The following is an 11,994-nucleotide window of genomic DNA, read 5'->3' on the forward strand; positions in this document are numbered from 1 at the left end:
TGCTTTTTTTATGATACCTTTGTACAAATTAATAATACATGAGCTCGACAAAGAAAAGCAGTAGCTTGCATCCTAGAAATGTACATATAGCAGGTTATGATTTTAAACGCTTAACCAAAGCAAATGAAAATCTTATTCCTTACCTTTTAGAAACGCCTACAGGGAATACATCTATTGATTTTGCGGACCCTAACGCAGTCTTCGAACTCAACAAAAGCTTACTCAAATCTTATTACAATATAGAAAATTGGAGTATTTTAAAAGGCAGTTTATGCCCTGCCATCCCCGGTCGCGCCGATTATATGCATTACCTGGCAGATTTATTGGCTACAGATAATGAAGGCGAAATTCCGAAAGGAGAGAAAGTGCATATCTTAGATATCGGCACGGGCTCATCAGCCATCTACCCCCTACTGGGACAGCGTATATACGGCTGGAGCTTTGTCGGGACTGATATTGACGAAAATGCATTAAACCACGCCCGAAACCTTATAAAAACAAACAAGGCCTTCAAGAAACAAATTCAATTTCAACTGCAGAACAACCCCAAACAAATATTTGAAAGCATACTTCAAAAAAATGATCGATTTGATGCTGTAGTATGCAATCCGCCGTTCTTTAAGTCGAGGGAAGAAAACTGGCAAAAGACGACGCGAAAGTTCAACAACCTGCATAAAAATCCGGAGAAAATACCCGTACAAAACTTTGCCGGACATGCTAACGAGTTATGGTGTGAAGGAGGCGAAAAACAATTTGTGCGTAACATGATATACGAAAGCATGAAGTATAAAACCCAACTGGGCTGGGTTACATCCCTGATTTCGGATAAAAACAATTTAAAACCTCTTATTGCCGTGCTCGAATACAATAAAGCGGCAAAAATAGAAATCATTAAAACAGCACAGGGCAATAAAATTGGCCGTATACTAGCCTGGAAATGGGCTTAACCACAAAGTATTAAAAAATTTAGGTGTAAAATATAAAAAGACCTGTATGCTATAGCATACAGGTCTTTTTTAGTTAGAACGTTTTATTTAACTATTTAATAATAGCTTCAATCTCGTTGATGATCTTTTGCGCAATAGCTTCTGCAGCATCTTGCGTAGGACCTTCCGAGTAAATACGAATAATAGGCTCTGTATTTGACTTTCTCAAATGCACCCACTCGTTTTCAAAATCTATCTTCAGTCCATCAATTGTCGAGTGCTGTTCATGCTTATACTTGTCCTGCATTTTAGCTAGCAACCCATCAATATCCAGCCCTGGAGTTAGCGTAATCTTATTTTTAGACATAAAATATTGTGGCAATTCTGCTCTGTAGGTTGACATCTTTTTACCTAGTTTTGCTAAGTGTGTCAAGAATATCGCCACACCAACTAATGCATCTCTACCATAATGTGACTCTGGGTAGATAACGCCGCCATTTCCTTCTCCACCTATCACAGCATTTACCTCTTTCATCTTCGTTACAACATTCACCTCGCCCACAGCTGCTGCATAATATGTGCCGCCATGTTTCTGCGTAATATCACGCAAAGCTCTTGTCGATGATAAGTTGGATACTGTATTGCCTTTAGTATGCTCCAATATATAGTCAGCCACTGCTACTAAAGTATATTCCTCGCCAAAAAGCTCGCCATCTTCCATCATAAACACCAAACGGTCAACGTCCGGATCGACAGCAATACCCAAATCGGCCTTATTTTTCACAACTGCTGCAGACAAATCTGTCAGATGCTCTTTTAAAGGCTCTGGGTTATGCGGGAAATCACCATTAGGCTCGCAATGTATCTTGTGCACGGTCTGTACGCCCATAGCCTCTAACAAGGCTGGTATAAACAATCCGCCTGTGCTATTCACAGCATCTACTGCGACAGAAAAGTTAGCTTGGCGTACTGCTTCTACATCGACTAGTGGCAAAGCTAAAACTGCATCGATATGCTTTTGCAGATAGGTATCGTCCTTGATTTCTTTGCCCAAATCCTCGACATCAGCAAAGTCAAAGTCTAAACTTTCACCCAATGCTAAAACCTTTTGCCCTTCTTCATCGTTAATAAACTCACCTGCTGCATTTAAAAGTTTCAACGCATTCCATTGTCCTGGATTATGCGAAGCGGTCAAGATAATCCCTCCTGCAGCATTCTCCATAGGAACGGCTATCTCTACGGTAGGGGTTGTTGAGAGCCCAAGATTAATAACATCTGCACCTAAACTTTGCAATGTACCAACCACTAGGTTGCTCACCATCTCACCGGACATGCGTGCATCACGTCCCACTACAATTTTCTTACTCGTCGAGTTCTGCAATAATATATGTGCAAAAGCTGCTGTGAACTTCACCACGTCAATTGGAGACAATCCCTCTCCAGACCTTCCTCCGATTGTGCCTCGGATTCCTGATATTGATTTTATAAGTGCCATAATCGTTGTTAAGACCCAAAAATAGCCTTATATAATAAATAAATCATATAAAACTTTCATTTTTTAAATTCAAAAGACTACTTTTGTTGCAACATTGTTTCATTTAATTAATTCGTAGCGATCTTTACAATTATTATTTACTTTTGGTAAAATAATGTAAACACATCAATACCATCATTTATGTTGAATCAACTTATAGATATTGATCAGGAACTCTTTTTAGCGATTAATCAAGGATTAAGTAATCCTTTTTTCGATTGGCTACTTCCTATACTTCGCAACCCTTACACCTGGGCACCGATGTATTTATTCCTTGTTATCTTCTTTATAAGAACCTACGGTAAGATGGGGATTTTAGTAGTCGCTTTTACGTTAATCAATTTTGGAGCTTCGGACGGTATATCTTCTCATCTAATAAAGAAAAATGTACAGCGCGTGAGACCCTGCAACGACCTGGCTTTCAAAGAGCAAGTAAACTTGCGTGTTCGCTGCGGCTCGGGCTATAGCTTCACTTCATCTCATGCTACCAATCATTTTGCGATGGCTTTCTTTTGGATTGCCTTATTTCGCCGCCGTTGGAAACATGCGCTTTGGTTAGGCGTTACTTGGGCAGCTTTAATCAGCTTCTCTCAAATTTACGTGGGCGTTCATTACCCTGCAGATATATTGGCCGGGGCAATCCTTGGGACAGCGATCGGCTTGACAAGTGGTTATTTATTTAATCGCTTCTTTCCGAAATTTTTAGAACAAACTAAGACGACAGAAACTACAACAGCATGAGCTCATTTCTAATTGTTAATATTCTTTTCTTTTCTGCTTTTTTGGCAGGCTTATCTGTATTTTTTGTCAAGAGAGACAACACCTCTCTACTTAAACTCATACTTTCTTTTAGTGGTGCTTATCTATTTAGCATCACGGTGTTGCACCTTATACCCCACGTATATTTAAGTGCTAACACGAGTCCCGAAGTTATCGGAGTTTACATACTCTGTGGCTTTCTTTTCCAGTTGGTTCTTGAGCATTTCTCACAAGGTATTGAACACGGCCACATACACCATCATGACCACAAGGTATTTCCTATTGGTATTATGGTCAGCCTTTGTTTGCATGCCTTTTTAGAAGGTATGCCCTTAGCAGCCGGCCACCAAACCGAGCTTGTTTTTGGCATAGCTATTCATCACATACCAGCAGCTTTTGCACTTGGTAGCTTATTGCTCAATACCAACTTAAATAAACAGAAGATAGGCTTTTTCTTACTTTTGTTTGCAGCCATGACTCCTTTAGGTTTCTTAACGAGCAAAGGCATAAGCAGTGGAGATATTGGGAATATCTCTCAATATTTTGATAAAATCATGGCTATTGTGATTGGTATATTTCTACACATTTCTACAACAATTCTATTCGAATCTGGTTCTGCTGATCACCATAAATTTAACAGACGCAAAATGATAGCTGTATTGCTCGGTGTTTTAGTTTCTTTGGCCAACTTTTTATTTGAAGGACACGATCATAGCCATGGACCGGCAAATGCACCGCACGAACATCATGACCATTCTCATGACCATGACCATAAGCATGAGCATTAAAAAATATTATTCTTTTCCGCGACGGAAAACATCTAATAATTCACTCAACAATGCTGCCTGCTTCTCATCGATATGCTGAGGCAGGATATCCAACAATAACATATCCTCCTCCATTTGTGTCAACAATGAAAGACCACTATTTGTTATAACAATATCAGTAGCTCTTTTATCAACTTCATTTTTGGAACGCATAACGTAACCTTTCTTTTCAAGCCTATTCACTAATCTGGATATATCTGACGTATCTGATATCATACGAGACTTTAAAAGATTGTTTGTCGAGGCTTTGGGCATCTGCCCACGTAAAATGCGAAGAACATTAAATTGTGGCAAAGTAATATTAAATGCAGATGCCCGTTTTTCTAATGCCGAATTTAACCAGCTTGCTGTATATAATAAATTAACAGATGCTCGTTGCCAATCATTTACAAACCGACTGACCTTAATCTCATCTTCTATCTTCATTGCTCCGTATCTTTTAATTCAAAACTTTCGCACTGATCCCCATAGAATCAATCTAAATTATTTATATTTGGGGGTTATACAGTGCTATTTATATCGAATATAACTTTTAATTATTTTTTAACATAAGAAATGCAAAATATTTCCAGTCTTGACTCGCTACAAGTAGGTCAAAGGGTAAAAATAAGTGAAATTAACTCGCTTGAATTGCCTTCTAAATTTTTCGAAATGGGCTTATTACCTGGCAGTATAGTCGAAGTGAAACATAGAGCTCCTTTCAACGGACCTATTGGTTTATTTATTCATACATCCAATATCTTATTAGCCATCCGTAAGTCAGAAGCCATACATATTCTCGTAGAAAAATAGTCACATGAATCAACCCATTATTGCCCTGTTAGGCAACCCTAACGTTGGAAAAACCTCTTTATTTAATCGTATTACAAAACTACGTCAACATGTAGGCAATTATCCCGGTATTACAGTTGAAAAAAGAGAAGGCTCGGTTACAGCTAACGGAAAGACGTACACCGTAATTGACCTCCCGGGAACATACACCCTATTTCCGACTTCATTGGATGAAGAAATTGTATACAATACATTAGCAGACAAGAATAACAAATCTCATCCGGACCTTGTCGTCGTAGTTTCTGAACCAAACAATATCAAACGTTCGATCGCACTATACCAACAGGCGCGCGAATTGGGCGTGCCAGCTATTTTTGTTGTTAATATGATCGATGAGGCTAAAGGGAAAGGACTAGAAATAGACTACGCCAAACTTGAAGCCTATCTAAATACAACAATATATACTACCGATGCCCGCAACGGAAAAGGCATACAAGAGCTTATCAAAGCTTTTGACGATCGGCCAGAGCTTTATGTCGGGCAGTTTAAAATTAGCACTAAATACCAGCCTCTTGTCGAGGATGCTAAAAAGCTGTTCCCGCTTCATACTGAATACCAAACTTGGCAATTTCTAGCACAAGATAAGGTATCATTTTTAAGTACCGAGCAGCAAAAGTCGATAGCAGCTGTACGTAAGCAACACCAGGTATCGTATAATGAACTGCAAAAAGACGAAACTATACAACGAAGTGAGCGTATAGAAAAAGATATTAAAGGTTTCGTTGCACATTTAGAAAATAATATTTTCAACAAAACCAATAGCATTGATAAGATATTACTACACCCTATCTGGGGCTACTTAATATTCTTCACTATCCTACTTTTAGTCTTTCAACTTGTTTTCACGCTATCTGAACCTTTCATGGATTGGATTGATGAAAACTACGCTGTCTTTGTCGATTATGTTGCCAGTTTATTGCCTGAAGGCCCTTTATCGGGTCTATTCACGCAAGGGATATTGGCAGGTATAGGCGGTATTATCATCTTCGTTCCTCAAATCACGATTTTATTTCTCCTTGTTTCTCTTATGGAAGAAACAGGTTACATGAGTCGTGTAGTATTCCTTATGGACAGGTGGTTACGCCCCTACGGCCTAAACGGAAAATCCGTCATCCCACTTATTTCCGGCATCGGTTGTGCTGTTCCTGCTATTATGGCTGCCCGCAACATTGAAAACACCAAAGAAAGACTGATCACGATGTTGGTTACACCTTTTATGACTTGTGCTGCCCGTTTACCAATTTATGTAGTATTGATTTCTTTGGTCATCCCAAATGAAACATTTTTAGGTTTTGGTTTGCAAGGTTTGGTGTTAACACTACTATACGTCTTAGGCGTTGTAGCAGCCTTACTTTCGGCATGGATTTTAAATAAAATTATCAAGGCACAACATAAATCATTTCTAATCTTCGAACTTCCGTCTTACAAAAGTCCAGACTGGAAAAACGTAGTCACGCACGTGTGGGATAAAACAAGCAGCTTCCTTTTTGGTGCCGGCCGTATTATTTTAGCAATGTCCGTTATTCTATGGGTTTTGGGCAATTTTGGCCCTAACGACAAATTCAGCAAAGCTGAAGAATATGTAGTTGAAGCCAACCAAAACTTAACTTCTGATGAGTTGGCTGAAGAGGTTGCTTCATTCAAATTAGAACACTCTTTTCTAGGTTATATAGGCATGGGTATTGAACCTTTTGTTAAGCCATTGGGGTATGATTGGAAAATGGGAATAGGCCTCGTTTCTTCTTTTGCTGCACGTGAGGTTTTTGTCGCCACGATGGCTACCGTCTACAGCTTAGGTGAAGATATCGATATAGACGACGATGAGCAAAAAGAGACGCTCCTGGGTAAAATGAGATCAGAGATAAACAGAAACACAGGACTCCCTGCATACAATGTAGCTTCTGGCATGTCGTTACTCCTGTTTTATGCGTTTGCTATGCAATGTATGAGTACTATAGCGATTATGAAGCGTGAAACTGGGTCTTGGAAATGGACCATCATACAAACTGTGATGATGACAGGTATTGCTTATATTGTAGCATTTGTTGTATATCAATTTTTAAAATAAACTAAATGGACGGACTGACCTTACAATATCTCATCATCGCAGTTATATTTATTATTGCGCTTGTATTTATGATTAAGCGGTTTTTACCTTCAAAAAACAAGGGGGGCTCTTGTTCCAAAGGTTGTAATTGCCCAGTCGATAAGGTCAAAACCAAATAACATCAAGCAATTTAGTACAGTGTGAACCACTTGAAGGCTTACATAGTGTACTTTAATTAATATATGGAAAACCGCTGAAATACCGGCGGTTTTCTTATTTTTACCATATGAACATAAAACTGACTAGAACGTTCTTAATATCTCTTACCCTACTTTTATGGATTGCGCCTGCCGCAGCTCAGAAAAAGAAGAAAGAAAAAGTGAAGTTTGAGCGTTCGCCCAAGCAGGAATTAGTTTATGAGAATAAAGCTTATCTGCCTACCATACAAAATGTACAGTTTTACCCCGTAGGAAATGAAAACGAGACCCCTATTTATGAAATAGGAAGCGGCGAACCATTATTGCTCCGTTTCGACGACCTACGATCGGACGTCAGAAATTATTACCTGAGCATAGAACATTGCGATCGAGACTGGACACCTAGCCGTACATCGGTATTGGATTATGTGGAGGGATTCAACGAAGATAGAATAGATGATTACCGCCTATCACAAAACACCTATCAGCACTATACGGCCTACAGCGTCACTTTCCCTACCGAATATATTAAGCCTAAACTTGCAGGTAACTACATCTTAAAAGTATATGAGGATGCAGACAAAGACCGCCTTATACTGACCCACAGATTTTACGTACTCAATAACTTAGTGCAGGTCGAATCTAGCATCCAAGCGTCAGCCAATGTTAGTAACCGCTTGCGCAACCAAAAGTTAAATGTGCAGCTCAAGACCGGCCTAACGATACAAAATCCGCAACGCGACCTCTCCGTACTCGTACGCCAAAACCACAGGGAAGACACCCAAATGCTTCTCGAGCAGCCCAGCTTTGTTGGCAATAACGATATTCGATACACCAACAGTGCTACTTTAGATTTTAAAGCAAACAATGAATTTAGATTTGTCGATCTTAGAAGCTTCCGAGTGGCTAGTGAGCGTGTTCTGGAAATGTGGCAAGATAGCATTACCCATATTATCCTGCGCACTGACGAAAATAACCATAATGAAACTTATGCAGCGACCTATGATGAAAATGGACGGTTTTATACCCGTAATCGTGATTTCAACGATGAAGATATAGATGGCGACTACGCAGCAGTTACCTTCTCTCTTCAAGCGAACGAAGATATAAAAGGAGACATTTACCTCGTGGGTGGATTTAATAACTTCCAGCGGAACCCAGAAAACAAATTAAGCTATGATACAGAGCATAAGGTTTGGTCGGTAACAGTAAAGCTTAAGCAAGGATTGTACGATTATGAGTACGTTTTAGAAACACCTAACGGACAAGTTATCAGCGATGCCTTCTCCGGATCGCATTACGACACGGGCAACGACTACCAAATTTTCATCTACCACCGCCGTATGGGAACATATTGGGATGAGTTAGTTGGCTTCTCAGAGAATAGTATTAACAATAAAAAATAAAACCTTTATTAATCAATAATTTTGGACAATAAATCATCAGACAATCGCAAACTGAAAAGAGGTCTTAGCAATCGGCATATACAGCTTATTGCATTAGGCGGTGCTATAGGAACGGGTTTGTTTCTTGGTGTAGGGCAAGCTGCGATACTAGCAGGCCCATCAGTCATATTAGGCTACGCTATAGCCGGGCTTATTGCTTTCTTTATTATGAGGCAATTGGGCGAAATGGTCGTTCACGAACCTGTGTCGGGTAGCTTTAGCTATTTTGCACATAAATATTGGGGGCCTTTTGCTGGCTATGCGTCGGGATGGAATTATTGGGTGCTTTATCTCCTTGTGAGTATGGCCGAGCTTACCGCTATTGGTCATTATGTACAGTTTTGGTGGCCCGATATCCCTTTGTGGCTGTCCAGCCTATTCTTTTTTATAGTCATTAACATGATCAACCTCGCCTCGGTTAAGGTATACGGCGAGACTGAGTTTTGGTTTTCCATCATTAAAGTTGTAGCTATAATTGCTATGATCATTTTTGGATCATACCTTCTTATCACAGGTAAAGGCGGCGAACAGGCCACTCTGTCTAACTTGACAAACGATGGAGGCTTCTTCCCTAAAGGCTGGCTTACGACAAGTGAAAACGGCTCATATCAAGGATTGTTAGCAGCCCTTGTGATGATTATGTTTTCTTTTGGCGGTTTGGAGCTCGTAGGTATTACAGCTGCTGAAGCGGAAAACCCGGAGAAGAACATCCCTAAAGCTACCAACCAAGTGTTATGGCGTATACTTATCTTCTACATCGGGTCGCTTGTTATCCTATTCTCCCTCATGCCTTGGCGAAATATGAATGCAGACACCAGTCCATTTGTAGAAGTATTTGCTAGCCTTAAAGGCATGGAGTTTCAGCTTTTTGGCGAAACTTACTATTTTACCAACATCATTGCCAATGCACTTAATTTGATTGTACTGACGGCAGCACTATCGGTTTACAATAGCTGTGTATACAGTAATTCGCGTATGCTGTACGGACTAGCCGAGCAAAAAAATGCCCCAAAATTCTTAACCCGATTAAATAAAAACCACTCGCCGATTAATGCTATCCTTACCTCTGCGGGCTTGGTAGCTATCTGCATTGTCATTAATAAAGTAATTCCAGAAAAAGCATTAGCGATTTTAATGAGCTTAGTGGTATCCTCTTTGGTGATTAATTGGATAATGATTAGCCTAACCCATATCTTTTTTAAAAACAAGATCATAGCTAACAAAGAGAAATCGGCTTTTCCGACTCTTTTCTATCCTTTTACAAACTACCTAAGCTTATTTTTCCTATTAGCCGTATTGGTCATGATGTGGTTTACGGGCTTAAAAATATCGGTAGAATTGATTCCTATTTGGCTCGTTATACTCTATATAACATACTTATTGGTGCAGCGTAGAAAAAAGAAACTGGCGTCCTAACGCTTTGCTGCTACAACTATAAGAAGGTCGTTCGCCACTATGAGAAATGGAGAACGACCTTTCAATTATTAATCTTCCTCGTAGTTCCAGCTTTCCAACTTATCCTGCAACACGCGTGATATTTTATTGAAATATCGTTTTTGTTTATAACCCATAACCCACTGTACACCTTGCACTGCATTGGTACAAAAGATCTCATCAGCCTGTTTCATAATCTCGGGGCTTATTTGTGCTTCCACGACCGGATAGCCTTCATCGGCGGCCATATCCATCACCACCCTCCGCATAACTCCTTCTACACAACCTTCTGTCAGAGCCGGTGTGTACAGCACCTTATCATAGAAGACAAAAACATTCGAATTTAAAGCTTCACAGAGATATCCCTCCTGATTTAAAATCAATACCTCATCGTAGGCAAACTTTTTCTTAAACAGGCCTGCCATTATATACACCAGAGCATTATTAGATTTTAAGTGTGATAAATCGCTATAAGGCTTCTTAAAATCAGAAAACACATCAACTATCAAACCTACCTTTTTATCCCGCAATGAAGGCGGGATGCGCACCACCTCCATACTATACATTGCTTTGTTGTTGTCAGGGGCATATAGGCCTGCTCCACTTCTGAACACAATAAAACGGACCCGCACCTGCTGCCCGACCATGTTATTCTTCCGAATCAGTTCTTCGGCTCTCGATTTAATAAAAAAACTATCAAAGGTAGTATACTCTTCAAATTGCAATAACTTCATCCCACGCTGCAAACGATCAGCGTGAAAATCTAAAAACCTGATCTGCCCATCTCTCCACAACATCGTCTCGAACAAACCATCACCGTAGCGTAGCGCCCGGCTTTCAATACTTACGATAGGCGTATCCGCAGCTATAATCTGCCCATCAAAGTTTATATAACGTGTCACCATACTATTTAAAATACTCTAATTATTCCCCCATCGTAACCGAATAACCTCTCCACTTTTCAAGAACAGCAGCAAAATCTGCCGGTATATCCACTTCAAACTCCATATATTCTTTCGTCCTCGGATGCACAAACCCTAACGATCGGGCATGAAGTGCTTGTCGAGGTAGCAGTTCAAAGCAATTATTTACAAACTGTTTATATTTAGTAAATGCTGTTCCCTTCAATATTCGATTTCCGCCGTAAGCTTCGTCTCCAAATAAAGCATGCCCAATGGATTTCATGTGTGTACGGATTTGATGTGTACGTCCTGTTTCCAATTGACATTCAATCAAGGTCACGTAGCCCAGGCGTTCAAGCACGTTATAATGGGTCACCGACCATTTCCCCTTTTCTTCGCTATCAAACATATCCATCACCCGTCTGTCCCGTAAGTTCCTACCGATATAGCCTGTCACCGTGCCCGATTCTTCAATATCTCCCCAAGCCAACGCCACATACTTTCTATGTATACTGTGGTCATAAAATTGCTTTGCCATAAAAGTCATTGCCCATTCGTTTTTAGCAATAACTAATAAGCCCGACGTATCTTTATCAATACGGTGCACTAGACCTGGTCGACCCGTATTTCCAGGCATGGTAGGCAACTGATTTAAATGAAATGTCAGTGCATTCACCAGTGTTCCGGTATAGTTATTAAAGCCAGGATGTACCACCATTCCTGCTTGTTTATTAACAATCAGTACATCATCATCTTCATAGATAATATCCAATGGAATATCTTCAGGGTATACTTCCGTATCTCTTGGCGGATCAGGCAGCACCATCGTAACCACATCAAATGGTTTTATCTTATAACTTGCCTTTACAATCTTACCATTAACAAATACCGACTCCGCTTCAATAGCATTCTGAATCCGATTTCTAGAAGTGTTCTCCACCCTGTTCATCAGGAACTTATCCAACCTCAGCAAAGCCTGACCTTTATCTGCTTCGATCCTCAAATGTTCGTAAAGCTCTCTTTCTTCCTGTTCTTGAAAATCTATTTCTTCTGCCATGTCGCAAAAGTATCGAAATCCTTTAAAAACTACTA

12 protein-coding genes are annotated in these 11,994 nt (G+C 40.0%); 8 read left to right on the forward strand and 4 right to left on the reverse strand.

Annotated elements, in window-relative coordinates; genetic code table 11:
* Positions 1-38 precede the first annotated feature (38 nt).
* Positions 39-947 carry a 23S rRNA (adenine(1618)-N(6))-methyltransferase RlmF gene (gene rlmF, locus ORI89_RS05525; protein WP_268229443.1) on the forward strand — a complete coding sequence of 303 codons (909 nt, stop codon included), beginning with the start codon at positions 39-41 and terminating at the stop codon, positions 945-947.
* A 91-nt stretch (positions 948-1,038) separates the two neighbouring features.
* Here rlmF and glmM read toward each other — a convergent pair whose 3' ends face one another.
* Complete coding sequence (gene glmM / locus ORI89_RS05530) at positions 1,039-2,421, reverse strand: phosphoglucosamine mutase (protein WP_268229444.1); 1,383 nt, start codon at positions 2,419-2,421, stop codon at positions 1,039-1,041.
* 180 nt (positions 2,422-2,601) lie between these two features.
* Between glmM and ORI89_RS05535 the strand changes: the two genes are divergently transcribed.
* Both ORI89_RS05535 and ORI89_RS05540 read left to right on the forward strand, forming a co-directional pair.
* Positions 2,602-3,201: a phosphatase PAP2 family protein gene (locus ORI89_RS05535; RefSeq protein WP_268229445.1), complete on the forward strand. Its 600-nt coding sequence runs from the start codon at positions 2,602-2,604 to the stop codon at positions 3,199-3,201.
* A complete protein-coding gene (locus tag ORI89_RS05540; RefSeq protein WP_268229446.1) occupies positions 3,198-4,007 on the forward strand; it encodes a ZIP family metal transporter in 810 nt (269 codons plus the stop codon). Before ORI89_RS05535 ends, ORI89_RS05540 begins: the two co-directional genes overlap by 4 nt.
* 6 nt (positions 4,008-4,013) lie before the next feature.
* Here ORI89_RS05540 and ORI89_RS05545 read toward each other — a convergent pair whose 3' ends face one another.
* Positions 4,014-4,472 carry a MarR family winged helix-turn-helix transcriptional regulator gene (locus tag ORI89_RS05545; RefSeq protein ID WP_268229447.1) on the reverse strand — a complete coding sequence of 153 codons (459 nt, stop codon included), beginning with the start codon at positions 4,470-4,472 and terminating at the stop codon, positions 4,014-4,016.
* 129 nt (positions 4,473-4,601) lie between these two features.
* On the opposite strand from ORI89_RS05545, the gene ORI89_RS05550 reads away from it, so the two are divergent.
* The 5 genes from ORI89_RS05550 to ORI89_RS05565 all read left to right on the forward strand — a co-directional run bounded on the left by ORI89_RS05550 (position 4,602) and on the right by ORI89_RS05565 (position 9,982).
* Positions 4,602-4,838: a FeoA family protein gene (locus ORI89_RS05550; protein ID WP_268229448.1), complete on the forward strand. Its 237-nt coding sequence runs from the start codon at positions 4,602-4,604 to the stop codon at positions 4,836-4,838.
* Positions 4,839-4,842: 4 nt separating this feature from the next.
* On the forward strand, positions 4,843-6,945 hold the full coding sequence (gene feoB / locus ORI89_RS05555; protein ID WP_268229449.1) for a ferrous iron transport protein B: 2,103 nt from the start codon (positions 4,843-4,845) through the stop codon (positions 6,943-6,945).
* A 5-nt stretch (positions 6,946-6,950) separates the two neighbouring features.
* A complete protein-coding gene (locus ORI89_RS19255) occupies positions 6,951-7,103 on the forward strand; it encodes a FeoB-associated Cys-rich membrane protein (RefSeq protein ID WP_442800872.1) in 153 nt (50 codons plus the stop codon).
* Positions 7,104-7,210: 107 nt separating this feature from the next.
* A complete protein-coding gene (locus ORI89_RS05560; RefSeq protein WP_268229450.1) occupies positions 7,211-8,527 on the forward strand; it encodes a type IX secretion system plug protein in 1,317 nt (438 codons plus the stop codon).
* Between the two features lie 21 nt (positions 8,528-8,548).
* A complete protein-coding gene (locus ORI89_RS05565) occupies positions 8,549-9,982 on the forward strand; it encodes an amino acid permease (RefSeq protein WP_268229451.1) in 1,434 nt (477 codons plus the stop codon).
* A 68-nt stretch (positions 9,983-10,050) separates the two neighbouring features.
* Here ORI89_RS05565 and ORI89_RS05570 read toward each other — a convergent pair whose 3' ends face one another.
* Together ORI89_RS05570 and ORI89_RS05575 are read right to left on the reverse strand one after the other, a co-directional pair.
* Positions 10,051-10,905, reverse strand: a complete 855-nt coding sequence (locus tag ORI89_RS05570) for an aminotransferase class IV (protein ID WP_268229452.1) — start codon at positions 10,903-10,905, stop codon at positions 10,051-10,053.
* A gap of 19 nt (positions 10,906-10,924) precedes the next feature.
* On the reverse strand, positions 10,925-11,959 hold the full coding sequence (locus ORI89_RS05575; RefSeq protein ID WP_268229831.1) for an RluA family pseudouridine synthase: 1,035 nt from the start codon (positions 11,957-11,959) through the stop codon (positions 10,925-10,927).
* Positions 11,960-11,994: the final 35 nt, after the last annotated feature.

Origin of the sequence: Sphingobacterium sp. UT-1RO-CII-1 (genome assembly GCF_026711005.1) — a bacterium.
GTDB lineage: Bacteria > Bacteroidota > Bacteroidia > Sphingobacteriales > Sphingobacteriaceae > Sphingobacterium.

Bases quoted from the DNA above. Each gene is read 5' to 3' on its own strand.
- glmM (WP_268229444.1), bottom strand. From the start codon at position 2,421: ATGGCACTTATAAAATCAATATCAGGAATCCGAGGCACAATCGGAGGA.
- ORI89_RS05540 (WP_268229446.1), top strand. From the start codon at position 3,198: ATGAGCTCATTTCTAATTGTTAATATTCTTTTCTTTTCTGCTTTTTTG.
- ORI89_RS19255 (WP_442800872.1), top strand. From the start codon at position 6,951: ATGGACGGACTGACCTTACAATATCTCATCATCGCAGTTATATTTATT.
- ORI89_RS05575 (WP_268229831.1), bottom strand. From the start codon at position 11,959: ATGGCAGAAGAAATAGATTTTCAAGAACAGGAAGAAAGAGAGCTTTAC.
- rlmF (WP_268229443.1), top strand. From the start codon at position 39: ATGAGCTCGACAAAGAAAAGCAGTAGCTTGCATCCTAGAAATGTACAT.
- ORI89_RS05570 (WP_268229452.1), bottom strand. From the start codon at position 10,905: ATGGTGACACGTTATATAAACTTTGATGGGCAGATTATAGCTGCGGAT.
- ORI89_RS05550 (WP_268229448.1), top strand. From the start codon at position 4,602: ATGCAAAATATTTCCAGTCTTGACTCGCTACAAGTAGGTCAAAGGGTA.
- ORI89_RS05560 (WP_268229450.1), top strand. From the start codon at position 7,211: ATGAACATAAAACTGACTAGAACGTTCTTAATATCTCTTACCCTACTT.
- feoB (WP_268229449.1), top strand. From the start codon at position 4,843: ATGAATCAACCCATTATTGCCCTGTTAGGCAACCCTAACGTTGGAAAA.
- ORI89_RS05535 (WP_268229445.1), top strand. From the start codon at position 2,602: ATGTTGAATCAACTTATAGATATTGATCAGGAACTCTTTTTAGCGATT.
- ORI89_RS05545 (WP_268229447.1), bottom strand. From the start codon at position 4,472: ATGAAGATAGAAGATGAGATTAAGGTCAGTCGGTTTGTAAATGATTGG.